We start from the raw sequence: 19,251 nt of genomic DNA, 5'->3' as shown, positions 1-19,251 counted from the left end.
GCCTAGCCCCCCCGGGCGTCGGTCCGCCCAAGCGCCCGCACGGCCCGGGTCAGTTCGGCAAGATCGCCGCGCAGATCGGCCATGCTTTCCTGCCGCCCAGCCGCAACCTCTTCGAGCAGCTTCAGGAGCTGCACATCGATCGAGCGCAGCCGCATCCGGCTTTCGGCCTCGCTGCCGCCGGAAACGCCGCCGGCGTTTTCGTCCTCGGCCGCCTTTTCGATAATACGGATCAGCCGTTCCTGCCCTTCGGCGATATGGGTCAGGACACCGATGGAGCCGACCTCGGATTCCAGCTGCCGCGTAAGCCCTTCGACCGATGTCGCAAGCTCCTCCAGCCGGTCATTCACCGCGCTGCGACCCTCATCGGACTGGCGCAGGATCTCCTGCAGGGTTTCGACCTGATCGGCCATGTGGTCGAGCACACCCGAAACCGTTTCCTGATCGATCCCGCCATCGGCCTCGCCGCCGGAAAACGACAGCCGCGTGAACGAGGTCAGCCACTCCTCCAACTCGCGGTAAAAGCGGTTCTGGCCGTGACCGGCGAACAGTTCCAGAAGCCCGACAACCAGCGACCCGGCCAGCCCGAGCAGGGAGGAGGAAAACGCCGTTCCCATGCCGCCAAGCTGTTTTTCCAGCCCGCCCATCAGCTTGTCGAAGACCTCAAGCCCAGTCTCGCCCTCCTGCGGGGCCAGCGCCCGGATCGTATCGACAACGGCGGGAACCGTGATCGCGAGGCCGTAGAAGGTGCCAAGGAGGCCGAGGAAGATCAGAAGGCTCGTCAGATAGCGCGTGATGTCGCGCGCCTCGTCGATCCGCGTCGCAACCGAATCCTGAATCGACCGGGCGGAGCTGGATGAAATCTGGCCACCCCTTTTGCCCCGCGACCGCAAAAGCGCGGCCAGAGGCGCCAGCATCCGCGGCGGGACGGTGATTTCATGACCCGGACGATGGGCCGCGAATCCCTCGATCCAGCTTACTGAGCGCACAAGCTGCGCGACCTGCCAGAAACAGGTCAGCACACCAAGGACAAAGACCCCGAGGATCAGACCGTTCAACCATGGATTGGCAATGAAAATGGAAAAGATCGGCCCATAGGCCACATAGCCCCCTGCCCCGACCAGCGCGCAGACCAGCAGCATCATTGCGATCTGCCGCACCGGCTGGGAAAAGAACAACTCGGCCTCGCGCACGGGTTTGTCCATCTGGATCGCCACCCTTGTCCCTTCGTTTTTTCGGACAATAGGCGGCGATGGGGCCGCTAACAAGCCGTAAGCGGGGCGATCACGTGGCAGTTGTGAGCGCCCTGACACGCTCCGCCAGCCAGTCGAGGTCAGGATCGGCGATGCCAAGCTCGTGCAGATGCTCGGCCGTGTTCCACAGATAGTCGGTGTTCGGGCCCCGTCCACCGACCGCTGTCGCGATGATGCCGGCCTGTTCCTCCAGTGCCAGCCCGCCGCAATACTGGACGTGATCAGGGTCGATCACATAGGTCACGGCCTCGACGGTCCGGCCATCGGTCAGCGCCAGCGGCAGCGTCCTCTCCAGATAGGCCGACGAAATCAGTTCGCGCTCGCGCAGATAGTCGAGCGTGGCGTCGCTGTCCTCAGCCCTGACCGAATAGGCAACCCCGTTGCAGGCCGCCCCATCGGCCGCGTCCAGCGCCAGCACCAGGCCCGGCTTCTCGACCGTGCCGCGATGGTGGATCGAGCGCATGCAGAATGACCGGTGCCAGCCGTCGAGCCGCCCCAGAACCCGGTCGGCATAGGCAAAACCCGGTTCCCACATCAGCGAGCCATAGCCGAAGACCCACATAGATTTCATCACCGCGCCCCACTGGCTCTTACCGTTCCGCCCCTGTAAACAGCATCGACCTGCGGGAGAAAAGACCCATGCGCGCGGTAATCTGGCTGACAGCGGCCTTCGCGATCTTCTATGGCGGCTACTGGGCCGTGGGGTCCCGCGCCGTGATGGAGGGGACCGAGGTGGCTTTGGCCGACCTGCGCGCAGCAGGTCGCGCCGAGTACGGCGAGGTAACGCTGGAGGGGTTCCCCTCACGCTTCGACCTGGCCATCGAGAACCTGCAACTGACCAGCGCTGACGGCGCCGTGCATTGGTCCGCACCCAGGGTTCAGGTCTATGCGCTGTCGTACAAACCGCACCACATTATTGCGGCTTTACCCCCGGACCAGACATTACGGGTCGGGCGCGAGGAGATTGCCATCAGGTCCGGCGACCTGCGCGCCAGTGCCGTTTTCGGCATCGACCCTGACCTTCCGCTGAAGCGGGCGCAGTCGGTGGGAACCGAGCTTGCGCTGACCTCTGATCATGGCTGGGGTGCGACTGCGCGAGAGCTTCGGCTCGCCATCCGCGAAGGCATCACCGCAACCGAACAGGATGTGGGTGCGGAAGTGTTCGATCTGTCGCTGTCCGGGCAACCCTCTGATCTCCTCACTCAGGCCGGATTACCGACCGGGGGTGGTCACGTGCGGCTCGACGCCATCCTGACTCTCGATCATCCTCTGAACCGGCACCTTCCCGCAGAACCGCTAAGCGTTACAGCTGCGGATATCCGTTCGGCTGAACTCACCTGGGGAACGGTTCAGATCAGCGCGTCCGGTCGGATCGAGATCGCGGGATCAGGTCAGCCCGAAGGCCGCCTTGAGCTCACAATCCGCGACTGGCGCGGGGCCCTGCCCCTTGCAACCGCGCTCGGACTGATCAAGCCGGAAATCGCGCCGACGGTAGAAAAGGCCCTGGACGGGTTCGCACAACTCGATGGCAACTCGGAACTGACCCTGCCCCTCGTCATTAAGGAGGGTTGGATAAATCTCGGTCCGGTACCGCTCGGACCCGCGCCGCTTTTCTATTTGGACAATTGATTGCAGGGGTTGACGCCGTGGATCAACTCAGATCGCAATTCTCCAGATGACATTTCCTATTTTAGAGTGGCCGCGACAAACTGTCTTCAATCCGTGCCCTGCATTTGATTTCGCTCAATGCCGCTCTCGCGAATCCCTCTACAGTCTTTGCGAATGTAAACTGCGTCGATAAAACACTATATCCTGCTTGCGGAGTGCTATCGTGAAACTGCTCATCACCATCGCGACGATTCTCGTGAACGCTATCGCCGCTTCAGGGGTCCACGCCGCTGAATTGACTTGCAAAATGACTAACTACACTGGTGCCGGAAACAAGCGTGCTGTCATGCTCATTGTTCCCCCTCAAAGCACCCACAGCATTAGCGAAGCAACGGCGACAAATGTTGCGACCGGGACTCAGGGCACACTAGAGCGAAAATCAAACGATCTGATTATCACCTATTATGATCGCCTTGATCGCGTTGGAGACGTGGAAGTTAAATACATATTTAATCAATCCAACGGGCGAGTTCTGGTGAAGACGCGAGGTTTGCGCTCACAGCCTTGGGAGGAAGACTACCCGGAACGGTCCGGAAAGTTTTCCATTCGCGGGATCTGCATCCTGAAATGATGTGGACTCTTCAACCATCGGTTGGCCGACATCCGGCCAACCAACGCACGGCACAGACATGTGATGGGCCAGTGTTCACAGGACGTTTCGCGAAAGCTAGCGGCAATAAGCCCCACGCCCGCGTGCCGTATCCAGATGAAAGTGGTCGTGGTGATGGCGGTCCGAACCGGGACCCAACACCGTGTTGAACGGCCCGCAAGCCGCCTTGCGCATCCGGGCCAGCGGTTTTCCGTAGCTCTTTGACGCCCAGCCCTTTTCCACGGTGATGGCCGTGCCGTTGGCCAGCAGGATTGCAGAGATGTCGATAGCTCGCCCCTTGCCGTGCTCAGACACCTTCGCGCCTTTGGCGTTGTTTCGGCCCCGGCACACGTAACCCGCCGCAACCTGAAGGGCGGCGACCCCGCCACCCGTCTTGCCGATCGCGGGTTTGACGCCACCGTCGACCCATTGCTTAAGCGCTTTGGCGGTCTTGCAATCCATCGCGGCGGGCTGGGTCAGGGCCACGCCAGAGACGGAAATCAGACTGACGCCATCCTCCAGCCCGCAGCCGTTCAGCCGGCCCTTGATCGGCGGGATAGTCTTGCCCTTCAAGGCCGGATCACCGCAGAGTGCGCCCGTGCGGCCGGTCGTCACTTCGGGCAGCGGCTGGGTGCGGAAAACGGCGCGTTCGACTCGCTCCGGCGCGGCCAGGCCGGCGGGGCGCCGGGCCGGGCGCAGTGAAACCTCGGGTGCGAAGGCTGCGAGCGGGCTGGCGGCCGCGACAGCAACCGCATCTTTCAGCACCGGCCGAGGCATGGGGCGGGGAGAGATTTCCGGCGCATTGGCGTTGCCGACCGGGGCAAATACCAAGATCGCTGCCAGCGCAACAGCCAGCCGACACGCCACCCGACGGTTCATGGACCGTCGGCTTTCGTGCGGCCAAAGTCCGGCGCAGCCGTATCCTGCCCCGCCTCGATGATGCCCCGGCGGATCGCCCGCGTCCGGGTGAAATAGTTGAACAATTCGTCCCCGTCGCCCATCCGGATCGCCCGTTGCAGTGCGAACAGCTCCTCGGTGAAGCGGCCGAGGATATCCAGCGTCGCCTCCTTGTTGGTCAGGAACACATCGCGCCACATCGTCGGGTCTGACGCGGCGATCCGGGTAAAGTCACGGAAACCTGCGGCGGAATACTTGATGACCTCGCTTTCGGTCACGCGCCGCAGGTGATCGGCAACGCCGACCATCGTGTAAGCGATAAGATGCGGCGTGTGGCTGGTGACAGCGAGAACCAGATCATGGTGATCGGCTTCCATCTCCTCTACAAGCGCACCCATTCCTTCCCAAAGAGCGCGCAGCCGTGCCACCGCTTCGGGCCGGGCATCGCCGGGGGTCAAGAGGGTGAACCGGTTCTGAAAGAGCGTGGCAAAGCCGGATCGGGGGCCGGAATGCTCCGTCCCCGCCAGAGGGTGGCCGGGGACAAAATCGACACCGTCGGGGACATGCGGTCCCACCGCCTCGACGACGGCCTGCTTGACCGAACCGACATCGGTGACGGTCGCGCCGGGTTTCAGATGCGGGCGGATCTCGGCCGCCACCGCGCCCATCACACCGACCGGCACCGCAAGAATGACGAGATCGGCGTTCTTCACCGCGTCACCCGCCGTGGCGAAAACCTCGTCGCAGAAGCCAAGCTCCAGCGCCGCCTCGCGCGTCGCCTCGGTCTTGGCATAGCCCGCGATGCTTCCCGCAAGACCCCATTTCTTCATCGCATGGGCCATCGACGAGGCGATAAGGCCGAGCCCGATCAGGGCAACGCGGTCATAGATCACGGCCATCAGTTGCGCCCCTTGAACTTGGCAATCGCCGCCGCCACCCGGCGACAGGCGGCCTCGTCCCCGATCGTGATGCGCAAGCAATGCGGCAGGCCATAGCTTGCCACACGGCGCACGATCAGCCCTTCGGACTGCAAGAAGGCATCGCAGGCGGTGGCCTCGGCCTCATCGGCGAAGCGGGCGAGGATGAAATTCGCCATGGACGTGTCCGAGGGCACGCCATGTTCAGCCAGCGCCTCGGCCAGCCAGACCCGCATCCGCGCATTCTCCGCGCGGCATTTCGCGACGAAATCCTGATCGCGCACCGCCGCCTCGCCCGCCTCAAGCTGGCCATGCGACAGGTTGAAGGGATTGCGGATGCGGTTCAGCACGTCGATGATCGCCTGCGCCCCATAGCCCCAACCGATCCGGAGCCCGCCAAGCCCGTAGATCTTGGAGAAGGTCCGGGTCATGAAGACATTCGGCCGCTCGGTCGCGAGCGCCGCACCGCCATCGAAGCCCTCGACGAATTCGGCATACGCCCCGTCAAGGACGAGAATCGTCTGTTCAGGCAGACCATCGGCCAGCCGTGCCACCTCGCCCGCACCGATCATCGTACCGGTCGGATTGTTGGGATTGGCGATGAAGACGATCTTTGTCTTCTCGTTCGCGGCGGCAAGGATCGCGTCGACATCGACGGTACGGTCGCGTTCCTGCACCTGCACCGGCACCGCCCCCACCGACCGCGCGGCGATCGGGTACATGAGGAAGCCGTGCTGGGTGTAGATCACCTCATCCCCCGGCCCGGCATAGGCCTGACAGAGCAGCAGCAAGACTTCGTCCGAGCCGGTGCCGCAGATGATCCGCGCAGGATCGAGCCCATGGACCTCGCCAATCGCCTCGCGCAGCTTGGCATGATCGGTGGAGGGGTAGCGGTGCAGGTTGTGCACCGCGCGGATATAAGCCTCTCTCGCCTTCTCCGATGCGCCGAACGGGTTTTCATTCGAGGACAGTTTCACCGCATCAGTGATGCCCGCCACATGGCTCGCCCCGCCCTGATAAAGCGCGATCTCCATGATGCCGGGCTGTGGGCGGATCGGGTCGGTCATGTCGGCCTCTGACTGGTTCGGGGTTTTCTAGCGGGCGGCTGGCCACATGGCCAGCGCGATCTGACAAAGAAAAAGGGGCCGCGGCGGCGCCGCGACCCCTTAGAATACCGGGTCCTGCCGCTAAAGGCGGATCAGTTCTTCGCGTAATATTCGACGACGAGGTTCGGTTCCATCTGTACCGCGTAAGGAACATCGCCCAGCGCCGGGGTGCGGACGAAGGTCGCGGTCATCTTGGAATGATCTGCCTCGATATAGTCGGGCACATCACGCTCGGCGAGGCCAACAGCCTCCAGCACCAGCGCAAGCTGCTTGGACTTGTCGCGAACGGCGACCACGTCGCCTTCCTTGACGCGGTAGGAACCGATGTTCACGCGCTTGCCGTTCACGGTCACATGGCCGTGGTTCACGAACTGGCGGGCAGCAAAGATCGTCGGCACGAACTTGGCGCGGTAGACGACGGCGTCGAGACGGCGCTCCAGAAGGCCAACGAGGTTTTCACCGGTGTCGCCCTTGACCCGCTCGGCCTCGGCATAGATCCGGCGGAACTGCTTTTCGGTCAGGTCGCCGTAATAGCCCTTCAGCTTCTGCTTGGCGCGCAGCTGCGTGCCGAAGTCGGAAAGCTTGGCCTTGCGGCGCTGGCCGTGCTGGCCGGGACCGTATTCGCGCTTGTTGACCGGGGATTTCGGACGACCCCAGATGTTTTCACCCATCCGGCGGTCGATTTTGTACTTGGCAGAGGTGCGTTTGGTCACCGCTGATCTCCTTCTTTGGACGCCGCCATGATGGCGGCTATGAAGGGCGTTGTCCTTTCCCTCGCGGGCGACAGGCATCCCCTTGCGGGGGCCACCAACACCAATGAAATGCCCGGGCGCTTCGTCCCGGGACGGGCGGCTTATAGCGGCACGGGCGGCAGAGTCAACGCCCCGACCGTCATCCTGCCCGAAATACTCTCTGGGATCGCGTCTTAAACCCGCCCGGCATGCCTAGCGCCTCAGGCCGCCGCGTGGCGCAGGATCGCGGCCTCGGCCGCGGTCAGGTTGCGGCGCGCATAGTCGCCGTAAAGGAACGGATCGCGGTCAAGCCCGGGCATGAGGTCCAGCAGCGTGTCGCGCTCGCCCGGGTTGAGCAGGTCGAAATCGGCCGCGGCCGGGTGAAAGCTCTCCGCTTCCACGCCATTGGCCCAGACGATCTGGTGGCGTTCGGTCATCAGGTGGATATAGGTCACTTCCCGCAGGGCGGTTTCGGTCAGAACGCCCCTGCCATCGACCAGATCGCGCGCAGCAACCAGAACCTCGGGCTGATTGAACAGCGCCCGGGCCTGCGCCCCGCGCACCAGCAACCTGTGCCCCGGCGATACGATCAGATCACCCTCGGGCCGATCCTCGCCCATCGCGCCCGACCGGATACGGACCGGACGCAGATGCGGCATCGCGTAAAGCCGCGCGCCCGTCATCCGACGCGCCCCGGTCCAGAGCACCTCTTGCGCGCCATCGTCGCGTGTTGACACGCGGTCGCCCGGTCGGATCGTCTCAACCGGACGAAGCCCGTTCGGCGTTGCCACAAGCGTGCCCGGCGTGAAGCAGATCACCCCGGTGGCCGTCGTCGAGGTCGGCGCGGCGTGGGTCAGGTGATCGGTGACATAAAGGTCGACATCCTTCGGCGGCAGGTCGCCGGAAAACACCAGCAGCGTCCCGAAAGCTTCGGTCCCCACCATCCTGACCCGGTAGCTTGCCCGCCCGTCCGTAACCGTGAACCCATGCAACGGGCAGGGGCCGCTCTCGGGTTCCGGGAAATCGGACAACCGACCCGCGGACAGCGCATTGCCAAACATCCGTCGAACGGAGCCCCGCGCGCGGTCTCGCAACACTCGCCCGTCACCGACGAAGTTAAGGATCGCATGTTCCGGCGTCCCGTCCAGCCGGACCGCGTCGCCGAACCAACGCCAGACCGACCCGACCGCCAGATCCTGCGGCGCAACAACGCGCAGACCGTCCAGATCGGTCTGTACCAGAGGAACAATGTAGGTCCCGCGCCGGGTCCACTCGCTGCTCAAGGCGCCACTCCGCCGTTATCATTGGGCCGTTTCGGCCATTATTTAGATTTTGTTAACAAAGATTAACGCCGAGGCGATATCCCTGTCAGGGCGGGTCGTCCGAATTCGCCTCAGGTCACAGAGAACTGTTGCCGTCACGCCCAAGCCTCACTCTACCGGAGATAGAAATCCTGCAATCGGTTGCACAAACACCTGTGCCGGACCTGTTCAACGGGCCAGAACGCCGCTATCGTCCGCCGCTCCTGCACAGAGTTCACGCATGCCGGTCACACTGAAAGATGTCGCCGAACGGGCCGGGGTTTCCCCCTCTGCAGTGTCGCGCACCTTTACCGAGGGCGCCTCGGTCTCGGCCCGGACCCGCGCCAAGGTCGAACGCGCCGCCGAAGAACTTGGTTACATGCCAAGCGCGCTGGCTTCGGCGCTGTCGACCGGCCGGACAAAACTGATCGGGCTGGTGTCGAACAACTTCCATAACCCCGTCTTCCTCGAGGTCTTCGACCGCTTCACCCGGGGCCTTCAGGAACGAGGGTTGCGGCCCCTTCTCGTCAATCTCAGCGATGAGACGGACCCGGCAAATTCGGTCCGGATGCTCAGGCAATATTCGGCGGACGGGGTGATCGTCGCCTCCTCCACCCTGCCCCCGAGTTTCGCCCGCGCCTTTGCCGATGCCGGACTGCCGGTCGTCCATGCGTTCGGGCGCGCCGCGCCCACACCAGAGGTGCATGTCGTCGGCATCGACAATACCGAATGCGGCCGCATGGCGGCGCGGGCGCTTGCCACCCGCGGCTACCGCCGCGTGGCCTTCCTCGGCGGCCCTGCCAGCGCGACCTCGACCCAGGACCGGGGCGCGGGATTTGCCAGTGAAATCGCGGACCATCCGGGCATTATGGCGACCGAAAGCCACGCCGCAGCCTATTCTTTCGAGGCGGGACGGGCTGAAATGCAGCGCCTCCTGGCGGCCGGCAGCCCGGCCGAGGCGTATTTCTGCGGCGACGACGTGCTTTCGATTGGCGCGCTGAGCGCCTTGAAAGATGCAGGTCTGTCGGTGCCGGAGGATGTCGGGCTGATCGGGTTCAATGACATGGAGATGGCGGGCTGGCAGAACATCAACCTGACGACCATCCGGCAGCCGATCCCCGAGATCATCAGCGCCGCAATCGACCTCGTGGTGACCACGGCGGACGATCCGGGGCTGGGCCCGCGAGCACGGCTTTTTCCCTGCCAGACGGTGGAACGCGGAACACTCCGCAACCCCGCCGCAAGCTGACGTCACCCTCTGAACTGGATACCCCCGACGCGAGCACGGCCCCGATTTCTTTCAAAGAAATCGGGCCGGAAACTTTGAAAGTTTCCGACTACCGAAACATCGGCGGCCGCGCATCGACCCATGTTCCGTCCGCCTTTCCCGAGGCCGCGACGGCAAAGACCGCCGCCATGGACCTGAGCCCGTCCTCCGCCCTCGGGTAGAGGTCGGCAGCAGGATCCATCTCGCGGCCTTCCTTGCGCGCCCGTATCGCCTCGGCCAGATCCTTGTAGATATTGGCGAAGGCCAAAGGCATTCCCTCTGCATGGCCGATGGTCACGCGGGTGGTCCGGTCGGCTTCGGGCGACAGCCCCGCCTCGCCGCGCTCAATCACCTGCAACCGCTGACCGAGCGGCATCCAGTAAAGCTGGTTCGGCTGCTCCTGCGCCCAGCGTAGCCCTCCCTTTTCACCGAAGACCTGAAGCGTCAGCCCGTGCTGCCGTCCGATCGCCACCGAGGAGGTCCAGAGCCGCCCGACCGTTCCGCCCGACATGCGGAAATTCACCATCGCGTCGTCTTCCAGCGCCCGGCTCTCGATACAGGAGACGGTATCGGCCGACAGCCGTTCCACCTCCTGCCCGGTCACGAAGCTTGCCATATGCAGCGCATGGATGCCGCAATCGGCGAACTGGGCCGAGACGCCCGCCTGCGCCGGGTCATAGCGCCAGCGGACGCGCGGGTTGTCGGCGTCCGCAGCATCGGCATGATGGCCGTGCGCGAACTCGGCCACCACCAGCCGGATGCGCCCCAGATCACCGCGCGCCACCATCGCCTTCATGTGGCGGACAAGCGAATAGCCGGTATAGCCGTAATTCACCGCGCAGATACGTCCCGTCTCGCGCGCCAGCGCCACGATCTCCTCGCCCTCCTCGACCGTCATCGTCATCGGCTTTTCGCAAAGGACGTGGAACCCGGCCTTCAGGAATTCCCGCGTGATCTCGAAATGCGTCGCATTCGGCGTGGCTACGGTGACAAGGTCCACCCGATCAGCCCTGCCCGCCTCGCCCTCCAGCATCTCGCGCCAATTGCCATAGGACCGGTCAGGGTCGAGGCCCAGCCGACGGCCATAGTCCCGCCCGGCCTCCGGCCGATGGTCGAGCGCGCCAGCGACAAACGCGAATTCACCGTCGAGGCCCGCCCCCAGTCGATGCGCGGGGCCGATCTGACTGCCCTCGCCCCCGCCGATCATGCCCCAGTTCAGACGTGCCATGCGCCCGCTCCCCTAATTGAACCCGATGGATTGAAGATAGCGCCGGTTGGCGCGAGCGTCCTCGACCGGGCTGGTGGCACCGGCCGGGTCGCATTCCTGCTCGACCGTACACCAGCCCTTATAGCCGATCTCACCCAGAACCCGGCGCAGCGCGGAAAAATTCATCGCGCCCTTGCCCAAATTGCAGAAAATGCCCTGTCCGCAGGCCTCATAGAAATCCGTGCGCTTGGCGATGACCTCAGCCTTCACCACAGGGTCGATATCCTTGAAATGCAGATAGGCCACGCGCGGGCCGTGCCGCCGCAGGAAAGCCAGCGGATCGGCCCCGGCATAGAGGTGATGGCCGGTATCGAGGCAAATCTTCAGGAACGCTTCGTCGACCTCGTCCAGCAACCGCTCGAGCTCCGGCTCGAAATCCATGAACCCGCCCGCATGGGCGTGGATGGAGACGGTCAACCCGTAGACCTCCGCCCCCATCCGGGCGACGGTCGCAATCCGGTCGCGGAACCCTTTCCATTCGGCCGCGCCCATCTGCTCCGCCTCATCCGGGCGCCCCGCCGTCGCGGCACGGCGCGGAGAAATCGAGTCGATCAGCACCAGATGTCGGGCGCGGTTGGCGACGAGCAGCTTGCAGGTGCGCAGCGCACCATCCATCACCTGCTGCCATTTCGCCGGATCGTGGAACGGGCGGAACACGACACCGCCAGTCAGCGTCAGGCCGTGTTCGTCGAGCGCATCGGACAACTCTCCCGCATCCTCGGGCATATAGCCCACCGGGCCCAGTTCGATGCCCGCATAACCCGCTTCGGCGCTGTCCCGCAAAACCGCCCGCCAGGGCGGATTGCGCGGATCATCGGGAAACTCGACACCCCAGGAACAGGGCGCATTGCCGATCTGGATCATCGCTGCCCTCAGAACTCCGCCGGTTTGCGCCAGTCCCGCGCCACGTGCGAGGCGCGGACAGCGGCGACGACCTGCTGCACGGCAAGCCCGTCACGGAAGGTGGGCCAGACTGCCTGCCCGGTCTCGATCGCCGTCAGGAAATCCCGCGCCTCAATGATAATCTGATCCTGATAACCTGTGCCATGGCCCGGCCCCTGACAGAAGGGCAGATAGTCGGGATGATCAGGCCCGGTCAGGACCTTGCGGAAGCCCCTTTCGGCGGGAGGCCCATCGGCGTGATAGAGCCAGAGCGCATTCTGGTCCTCCTGATCGAAGCGGATCGCCCCCTTGGTCCCGGTAACCTCATAGGCATAGCCCATCTTGCGCCCGGTCGCGACACGGCTGGCGGCGATATGGCCCGTGACCCCGCTTTCGAAGCGCACCATCATCTGGACCTGATCGTCGTTCGTGACCTTCACCCCACCGCGTTCGGGATGGACCACTTCCATCACCGCGTTCAACTCGGCAATCGGCCCCATCAGTGCGAGTGCGGCATTGATCGCATGCGGCGCCAGATCGCCGAGGCAGCCGTTTGCCTCACCCTGACTGCGCCAATCGGCCACGCTCGTATCGGTGTGGAAGTCTTCGGTATGCTCGCCCCGGAAATGCGTGATCCGGCCCAGCGCCCCCTCGGCGATCAGCCGCCGGGCAAATTGCGAGGCCGGGGTGCGGATATAGTTGTAGGCAACCATGTTCGCGACGCCCGCCCGCTCCACCGCCGCGACCATTGCACGGGCATCCTCGACCCCGAGCCCCATCGGCTTCTCGCACATGACCGGCTTGCCGAGCGCCAACGCCGCCTCGGCGATCTCGCGGTGCGTGGACTGGGGCGAGGCGATGATGACTGCCTCCACTGCCGGATTCTCGACCAGCCTGCGCCAGTCCCCCGTGCCGCGCCGGAAGCCATAGGCGGCGCGGTAGCGTTCGCCACTCGCCTCGCTCGACCCGCAGATCATCTCGAGCCGCGGACGAAGAGCGGTGTTGAAGACAGCTCCGACAGCGGCCATCGCGACGGAATGGGCCTTGCCCATGTAGCCGCCGCCGACAATCCCGATGCCGATCTCCGCCATTACGAACCCCTGCCTGACAAGCATATTGCAACCGGTTGCAAAATCAGTATCGTGACAGCGATGTTAGCGCAACAAGAATCCGCGAGCCGGGGGAGAGAATGACCGATCTGACACGGCTTGCAGGCAAATCCTTTCTGATCGTTGGCCGCGCCGGGATGGACCTTTATCCCGATCCTCCCGGCTCTCGCACGGAAGAAGCGCGGGCGATGACGGTCTGCCTTGGCGGGTCCTCGGCCAATATCGGCGTGGCGTTGGTGAAGCAGGGTTGCACCGCAGCCCTTGTCACCCGTGTCGCCGATGACGCGATCGGGCGCTACTGCCTGAACGAGCTTGACCGCTACGGCATCGACCGCAGCCATGTGACACCATTGGGCGGCGAGGCGCGCAATTCGCTGGCCATCGTCGAAACCCGGATCGAGGATCACCAATCTGTCATCTACCGCAACGGCGCCGCCGATTTCGGGATGACCGTCGCGGATGTCGAAGGCGTCGACTATGCCCCGTATTCCGCCCTGATTTCCACCGGCACCGTCTTTGCCGCTGAACCGTCCCGCAGCGCCGCCTTCCGCGCCTTCGATCTGGCCCGGAACGCCGGGCTGCCCTTGATCTTTGACATCGACTACCGGCCCTATAGCTGGCCCTCGGCAGAGGTGGCCGCAAAGGTCTATTCCCGCGCTGGCGCGATGTGCGACATCATCGTCGGCAATGATGTCGAATTCGGCTTCATGGCCGGGGACTATGACAAGGGTCTCGACAAGGCGCGGGAACTGGTCGCCGGGGGCGCGCGGATCGCCGTCTACAAGATGGGCGAAAAGGGCGCTGTCACCATCACGCCTGATGGTGAATTCCAGACCGGCATCTACCCAACGCAGGCGCTGAAACCCACCGGCGCGGGGGACAGCTTCATGGGCGGCTTTATCGCCGCGCTCGCAGAAGGCCGCCCGGTACGCGATGCGGTCCTGCGCGGTTCAGCCTCTGCGGCGATGGTCGTGGCCCGCGTTGGCTGCGCCCCAGCCATGCCGACGACCGGGGAGCTTGACGCATTCCTCGCCGAACGCCCCGACCCGGATTGAGAGGATAAGATGCACATCGCCCCGCATGACAATGAAAACCGCCCAATCGTCGATTCCGACCACCCGCTGGTGCCGCTCAACTACTTCAACATCGTCAAGCTGAAGAAGGACGAGACCTTTACCTACGCCGTTCCCGGCTATGAAACCTGCATCGCCCCCGCGACCGGCAGCGTGACGGTGGAGGTCGGCGGTCAGCGGCATGAAGGGATCGGCAACCGTGTCAGGGATGTCTGGGACGGTGAGCCCGAGGGCGTCTATGTGCCCACTGGAATGGAGGCGCGGTTCACGTGCCTGACGGATACGGCGGAAATCTTCGTCGCGGGTGCGAAATACGACAAGGCGCTGGAGCCCTTCGCCGTCCGCGCTGATGAACTGGACGTGGTGCAATACGGCTCCGACGACACCAAGACCCACCGCAAGATCAAGCATATCCTCGGCACCAAGTACCACGACCGGGTCGGGCGGCTGCTGGTCTCCGAGCTTTTCACCGTCGGCGCCGGGGGCTGGTCGGGCTTCCCGAGCCACAAGCACGACACCGACCGTCTGCCGGACGAAAGCCGCCACGACGAGACCTACAATTTCCGCTTCCGCCCCAACTACGGCTCCGGCCTCCAGATGCTTCAGCGCGAAGACAATGAACCGGGCGACGCCTATCACATCATGGACGGCTCCACCGTGCTGATCGACAAGGGCTATCACCCCTGCTGCGTCCTGCCGGGGTATGAGATGTACTACTTCACCATCCTCGGCGGTCTCAGCCAGCGCAGCCTCAAGCAGTATTTCCAGCCGACCCATGCAGAACAACTGCACACGATCCCCGGGATCATGGACATGGTGGCAAAGTTCAAATGACGCTTGCGACGCTTTCCGACGTCCTTCGGTCTGCCTTTCGTGACGGCTATGCCGTCCCGGGCCTCGTCTGCCTCGGCTGGGAAGACATGCGCGCCTATGTCGCCGCTGCCGAGGCCGAACGCGCCCCGGTCATCCTGCAGGCCGGCCCCTCCTGCCGGGCCCATACGCCTTTGCCGGTACTCGGCGCGATGATGCGGCATCTGGCCGAAGGGGCCAGTGTACCGGTCGTCGTCCATCTCGATCATGGTTACACGGTCGAGGAATGCCGCGAGGCGATCGCCTCGGGCTTCACCTCGGTCATGTTCGATGGCTCGAAGAAACCGCTCACAGAGAACATCGCCGAGACCGCCACCATCGCCGAGATGGCCCATGCAGCGGGCGTTTCATGCGAGGGCGAGATCGGCTTTGTCGGCTATCACGGCGGCGCAGCCTCGGCCGGAACCGATCCCGGCGAAGCCGCCCGTTTCGCCTGGGAAACCGGCGTCGATGCGATGGCGATCTCGGTCGGCAACACTCATCTGCAGCTTGAGAAAACTGAGGGGCTCGACGAGGCGCGCATCCGCGCCATTGAGGCGGTCACCAAGGTGCCGCTCGTGATCCACGGCGGTTCGGGCGTGCCTCTCGACCAGCGCCGCGCACTGGCCACGGGCTCGGCGATCTGCAAGTTCAACATCGGCACCGATCTGCGCTTCGCCTTCGGAACGGCGCTGCGCAAGGCGGTCAATGCCGACCCGAACCGCTACGACCGTGTGGCAATCCTGAAGGAAACCCATGCGCCGGTTGTGGAAGCCGCCCGCGCGGCGATCAGAAGCGTTGTTGCCAACGGGCGCACGTAACATAGAGACGGCGTCATGAACGCGCAAACGGAAGACTGCCTCAGGTTCCGACCAGGCGGGTACTCTTGCGCCTGCGTAGCCTATTTCAAACCGGCAAGCTTGAGGCCCGAGAACAGAATTTCCCTGTCCGATACTCCCTCAAACCGTGTTTCGCGGGCATAACGCGCAACGGTCAGACCAGGATTGAGTGTGCTCAGCTCACGAGCAATTCGCCGAGCGTCGTCACCCCGCCCGAGATGCGCCAGAGACGCCGCCAATACGCGGTGGCACACCGAATAGCTTGGTGCGACCGCATGGGCCCTGTAGGCGTCCACTGCTGCGTTCTTGAAGTCACGCTGATAGAGCGATGCGAACGCGCGCCCCGTGAGACTTCGGAAACCGAAGTCGTCGATCGGACAGAGTGACAGCGCGCGGTCGAACCGTTGCCATGCCTCGCCTGCCTGACCGGCGTAGAGCAACAGCCATCCGAGGTGGTCATGTGCACGGGCAGAGCTTGGGTTGATCGCCAGCGCCCGCCGCAGATAGTCGATGCCGCAGGCCGGATGGCGGTCGAAAAAGGCCAGTGCATAGCCACCCATAGCGAGTGCATCGCAATCAAAGGCGCCTTCCGTTACCGCGATCCGGCTGCGTTCTAGTTCTGCACGGATGTCAACGCGCTGACCTTGTGGCAATAAAAGCGTTGCAATCCAGGCACGCATGCCATGTGCGGCCGCATATCGGGGAAACGCGGAAACGGCCTTGTCGAGCTCGACGCAGGCGGCACGCATGGCGGCAAGGTCCATCGCCCGCAAGATGTCGTTGGCTCTTAGAAAATGATGAAAGGCCGACAGGTTGCCATGGCGATCTTCGCTTCGTTGCAGTTCAATTTTTCTTAATCGGGGCTCGATCTCGCCCAGGATGCGGCTGCCGAGGTCGTCTTGAAGCGCGAAAAGCCCGCTGCGCGGGGCAGCAAGGCTACCCGACCATACCCGGCGACCGTCATTGGGATCGACCAGCCGCACGTCCAGTTTCAGTTGCTCCGGCGAAACATGCAGCGTCGCGCTAACAAGATAACCGACATCGAGGCGATCGGCGATCTCTGCCGGCCCGAGATCCTGAAGCATCGGCGCGAAGGACGCCGAAGTATCCCTGACGTCGAACCACGATGCCTGACCGAGCGTCGATGCCAACTGGTCGGCCAAACCCTTGGCGAGGTGTGCGTCCAGATCGGTATCGGACGCAAGGGCGAAGGGCAGCACCGCGACCGCCGGCCTGCCCAGGGTTTCGCCCTCACGTCTCACCTCGGCCACAAACCGGAAACCCTGACGCGCAAGGGTGGCGATAACGGCCTGGCGCCGCCCGCTATCTCCCACCGCTTGTCGGGCGGCGTTGATCCGCGAGGCGATCGTTGCATCGGATACTGTCCTTCCTTTCCAAATCCTCGCAATCAGTTCGTCCCTGTCCACGACACGGGCACGGTTTTCGATAAGATAGACAATCAGGTCAAAGACCTGCGGTTCCACATGTATCGGACGGCCCGCTGACAACAGGTTGCGCGCGCCCACGTCCAAGACATGGTTGTTGAACAGATACTTCATGCCGAGTTGAAGATTCACAATCGTCGATATGAAGAGAACCATGAATCTGAAGAACTTCCGAAGAAAATCTCCAAGCATCTCTTCGGCCACATCGCCAAAGTGACATTGGAACTGCAACGGGGTTACCCCGCCCCATTCGGAAGGAGACGACAATGCCACAGACCAGACTGATATCGCTGATGCTTTCGGCGATCTGCCTTGCCGTGCTGCCGCAATTGGCATCCGCCCAATGCCGGCCCGTCGCCGGCACCATTGATGCGACGGTTGTCGGCGGTGATCCGGTGAACGTTCTGGGCAACGTGAATGGCGATCTCGCCGGATCGACGCGCGCCATCCTGACCGGGCAGTCGGAAGGTGAGAACGGCACGGTGAACCTGACGCTAAAGCACGATTTCGTCACGCATGGCCGAAGCTCTCTCTCAACCTCGGACACAGCGGTCTGGACACCTGTGCCCGGTCATCAGGGCGTGTTTCACATGGCAACCGACTACAAGATCGACGGCGGTACTGGCGCCTATTCCGGCGCCACGGGCAGCCTAATCAATGACGGCGTGGCCGACACGAATACCGGGCTCGTCACCCTACGCTATTCGGGAGAAGTGTGCACCGATTGATGGCAGGCGGTGACATTTCCGGAACCAACGCTCCTGGCGTGTAAGGCTTAGCCGGTGGCCTGTGGCGAGATGCCGTGCCCGGGACAGGCCCCGCAGCTTGGCTTCAGAGGGTCGCGCGTGTTGATCATGCGCGACGCCGCGTTTCCAAACTTATGCGCCCGGAAGAGGAACCCGCGTCGACCGGGACGCGTCGATGGACAATTTCCAATCCAACAGATCACGCCAAGCGCCCGCTTTCCACGCGTGCCTCCATCCCAGATTTCCGTTCTTAAGTCTCGGTGATCACGCTACCCTGCCGATCACGGTCGCAGAGGATTCCGGACACATGCAGCAATTGCAGACACCACTTTGCCACTACCTTGGCATCGACGTCCCGGTCATAGCTGCGCCGGTTTCAGCTTCGCCGGTTTTCGTCGCGGCCGTGTCGAATGCCGGTGGTTTAGGGGTGCTGCAGGCGACATGGATGACGGCCGCGGAACTTCGACAATCGATCAACGCGATACGCCAACGAACAGAACGTCCTTTCGGAGTGAACTTCGTTCTCGCACTGACCGCCGAACAAAAACATGCGACTTTGGACATCGCATTGGAGGAAGGCGTCGGGATCATCTCGACCTTCTGGGCCGATCCGGCCCCGGTCATCGATCGCATTCACGACGCTGGCGCGATCTCGTGTCACACTGTCGGCTCGTCGGCAGAGGCCAAGCGGGTTGTCGATCTTGGCGTGGACGTGATCGTGGCGCAGGGATTCGAGGCCGGCGGCCATGTATGGGGTGAGGTCGGCACGCTGGCGCTCACTCCGGCGGTCGTCGACGCGGTGCCGGGTGCTCATGTGGTTTCCGCCGGGGGCATCGCGGACGGACGGGGCCTTGCCGCGGCTCTGGCGCTCGGCGCGGGCGGCGTTTGGGTGGGTACGCGCTTCCTTCTGGCCGAGGAATGCAACATCCACCCGGAATATCGCGACAGGATCATCGCGGCCCGGGAAACCGATGCGATGATGTCCGAGGCTTTCGATGGGGGATGGCCGGACGCAAAGCACCGGAGTCTTGTGAACGAGACGTTGGAGCGGTGGATTGCGGCCGGAAGGCCCGCATCCGGTCAACGGCCAAATGAAGGCGAGGTGATCGCATTCGACGATTCCGGTGGACCCATCCCGCGATATGATCTTCAGGAGCCGCTTGAAAACATGACCGGGAATGTCGCCGCGATGGTGCTCTACGCGGGTCAGGGCGTCGGTTTAACAAATGCGCGACTTCCAGTTGCCGCGATCATCGACAATATGGTGGCCGAGGCTTCCGAAATCTTCGTGCGAATGTCCGCATCCTGAACGCCG

The 19,251-nt window shown here is 63.6% G+C and carries 19 protein-coding genes; 8 read left to right on the top strand and 11 right to left on the bottom strand.

Annotation, left to right across the window (positions count from 1 at the left end; genetic code table 11):
* Positions 1–2 precede the first annotated feature (2 nt).
* Together OEZ71_RS18385 and OEZ71_RS18380 are read right to left on the bottom strand one after the other, a co-directional pair.
* Positions 3–1,202 (bottom strand): biopolymer transporter ExbB, encoded by a 1,200-nt coding sequence (locus tag OEZ71_RS18385; RefSeq protein ID WP_263741537.1) that lies wholly within the window; start codon positions 1,200–1,202, stop codon positions 3–5.
* A gap of 79 nt (positions 1,203–1,281) precedes the next feature.
* Positions 1,282–1,812: a gamma-glutamylcyclotransferase gene (locus tag OEZ71_RS18380; protein ID WP_263741829.1), complete on the bottom strand. Its 531-nt coding sequence runs from the start codon at positions 1,810–1,812 to the stop codon at positions 1,282–1,284.
* Between the two features lie 77 nt (positions 1,813–1,889).
* Here OEZ71_RS18380 and OEZ71_RS18375 point away from each other — a divergent pair, with 77 nt between their 5' ends.
* Together OEZ71_RS18375 and OEZ71_RS18370 are read left to right on the top strand one after the other, a co-directional pair.
* Positions 1,890–2,879 (top strand): DUF2125 domain-containing protein, encoded by a 990-nt coding sequence (locus OEZ71_RS18375; RefSeq protein WP_263741536.1) that lies wholly within the window; start codon positions 1,890–1,892, stop codon positions 2,877–2,879.
* Positions 2,880–3,081: 202 nt separating this feature from the next.
* Positions 3,082–3,489 carry a hypothetical protein gene (locus OEZ71_RS18370; protein ID WP_263741535.1) on the top strand — a complete coding sequence of 136 codons (408 nt, stop codon included), beginning with the start codon at positions 3,082–3,084 and terminating at the stop codon, positions 3,487–3,489.
* Positions 3,490–3,585: 96 nt separating this feature from the next.
* Here the strand turns inward: OEZ71_RS18370 and OEZ71_RS18365 are convergent, their stop codons facing one another.
* The 5 genes from OEZ71_RS18365 to OEZ71_RS18345 form a co-directional block, all read right to left on the bottom strand.
* Positions 3,586–4,386: an extensin-like domain-containing protein gene (locus OEZ71_RS18365; protein WP_263741534.1), complete on the bottom strand. Its 801-nt coding sequence runs from the start codon at positions 4,384–4,386 to the stop codon at positions 3,586–3,588.
* Positions 4,383–5,303 carry a prephenate/arogenate dehydrogenase family protein gene (locus tag OEZ71_RS18360; RefSeq protein WP_263741533.1) on the bottom strand — a complete coding sequence of 307 codons (921 nt, stop codon included), beginning with the start codon at positions 5,301–5,303 and terminating at the stop codon, positions 4,383–4,385. The genes OEZ71_RS18365 and OEZ71_RS18360 overlap by 4 nt, the downstream gene beginning before the upstream one ends.
* A complete protein-coding gene (hisC, locus tag OEZ71_RS18355) occupies positions 5,303–6,388 on the bottom strand; it encodes a histidinol-phosphate transaminase (RefSeq protein WP_263741532.1) in 1,086 nt (361 codons plus the stop codon). The genes OEZ71_RS18360 and hisC overlap by 1 nt, the downstream gene beginning before the upstream one ends.
* 131 nt (positions 6,389–6,519) lie before the next feature.
* Positions 6,520–7,140 carry a 30S ribosomal protein S4 gene (gene rpsD / locus OEZ71_RS18350; protein WP_263741531.1) on the bottom strand — a complete coding sequence of 207 codons (621 nt, stop codon included), beginning with the start codon at positions 7,138–7,140 and terminating at the stop codon, positions 6,520–6,522.
* A gap of 239 nt (positions 7,141–7,379) precedes the next feature.
* Positions 7,380–8,441 (bottom strand): Hint domain-containing protein, encoded by a 1,062-nt coding sequence (locus OEZ71_RS18345; RefSeq protein ID WP_263741530.1) that lies wholly within the window; start codon positions 8,439–8,441, stop codon positions 7,380–7,382.
* Positions 8,442–8,700: 259 nt separating this feature from the next.
* Here OEZ71_RS18345 and OEZ71_RS18340 point away from each other — a divergent pair, with 259 nt between their 5' ends.
* Positions 8,701–9,708, top strand: a complete 1,008-nt coding sequence (locus OEZ71_RS18340) for a LacI family DNA-binding transcriptional regulator (RefSeq protein WP_263741529.1) — start codon at positions 8,701–8,703, stop codon at positions 9,706–9,708.
* 88 nt (positions 9,709–9,796) lie between these two features.
* On the opposite strand, the gene OEZ71_RS18335 is transcribed toward OEZ71_RS18340, so the two are convergent.
* The 3 genes from OEZ71_RS18335 to OEZ71_RS18325 are packed head-to-tail and all read right to left on the bottom strand — an operon-like array spanning position 9,797 to position 12,966.
* The gene (locus tag OEZ71_RS18335) at positions 9,797–10,954 is read right to left on the bottom strand and encodes a Gfo/Idh/MocA family protein (protein WP_263741528.1); all 1,158 of its coding nucleotides are present in this window, start codon (positions 10,952–10,954) and stop codon (positions 9,797–9,799) included.
* 12 nt (positions 10,955–10,966) lie between these two features.
* Complete coding sequence (locus tag OEZ71_RS18330) at positions 10,967–11,857, bottom strand: sugar phosphate isomerase/epimerase family protein (protein WP_263741527.1); 891 nt, start codon at positions 11,855–11,857, stop codon at positions 10,967–10,969.
* A gap of 8 nt (positions 11,858–11,865) precedes the next feature.
* Complete coding sequence (locus OEZ71_RS18325; RefSeq protein ID WP_263741526.1) at positions 11,866–12,966, bottom strand: Gfo/Idh/MocA family protein; 1,101 nt, start codon at positions 12,964–12,966, stop codon at positions 11,866–11,868.
* Between the two features lie 98 nt (positions 12,967–13,064).
* Between OEZ71_RS18325 and iolC the strand changes: the two genes are divergently transcribed.
* The 3 genes from iolC to OEZ71_RS18310 are packed head-to-tail and all read left to right on the top strand — an operon-like array spanning position 13,065 to position 15,727.
* Positions 13,065–14,039, top strand: coding sequence for a 5-dehydro-2-deoxygluconokinase (gene iolC, locus OEZ71_RS18320; RefSeq protein WP_263741525.1), 975 nt, complete (start codon positions 13,065–13,067; stop codon positions 14,037–14,039).
* 9 nt (positions 14,040–14,048) lie between these two features.
* The gene (locus tag OEZ71_RS18315) at positions 14,049–14,891 is read left to right on the top strand and encodes a 5-deoxy-glucuronate isomerase (RefSeq protein WP_263741524.1); all 843 of its coding nucleotides are present in this window, start codon (positions 14,049–14,051) and stop codon (positions 14,889–14,891) included.
* Positions 14,888–15,727, top strand: coding sequence for a class II fructose-bisphosphate aldolase (locus tag OEZ71_RS18310; RefSeq protein ID WP_263741523.1), 840 nt, complete (start codon positions 14,888–14,890; stop codon positions 15,725–15,727). The genes OEZ71_RS18315 and OEZ71_RS18310 overlap by 4 nt, the downstream gene beginning before the upstream one ends.
* A gap of 80 nt (positions 15,728–15,807) precedes the next feature.
* Here OEZ71_RS18310 and OEZ71_RS18305 read toward each other — a convergent pair whose 3' ends face one another.
* Complete coding sequence (locus OEZ71_RS18305) at positions 15,808–17,394, bottom strand: winged helix-turn-helix domain-containing protein (protein ID WP_263741522.1); 1,587 nt, start codon at positions 17,392–17,394, stop codon at positions 15,808–15,810.
* A 62-nt stretch (positions 17,395–17,456) separates the two neighbouring features.
* On the opposite strand from OEZ71_RS18305, the gene OEZ71_RS18300 reads away from it, so the two are divergent.
* Both OEZ71_RS18300 and OEZ71_RS18295 read left to right on the top strand, forming a co-directional pair.
* On the top strand, positions 17,457–17,918 hold the full coding sequence (locus OEZ71_RS18300; RefSeq protein WP_263741521.1) for a hypothetical protein: 462 nt from the start codon (positions 17,457–17,459) through the stop codon (positions 17,916–17,918).
* 334 nt (positions 17,919–18,252) lie between these two features.
* Entirely contained in the window at positions 18,253–19,245 is a 993-nt protein-coding gene (locus OEZ71_RS18295; protein ID WP_263741520.1) for an NAD(P)H-dependent flavin oxidoreductase, read from the top strand.
* The last annotated feature ends 6 nt before the right edge of the window (positions 19,246–19,251 follow it).

The sequence above is a fragment of the Albidovulum litorale genome, assembly GCF_025751495.1.
GTDB lineage: Bacteria > Pseudomonadota > Alphaproteobacteria > Rhodobacterales > Rhodobacteraceae > Albidovulum > Albidovulum litorale.
This window is presented reverse-complemented; position numbering and strand designations above follow the sequence as displayed.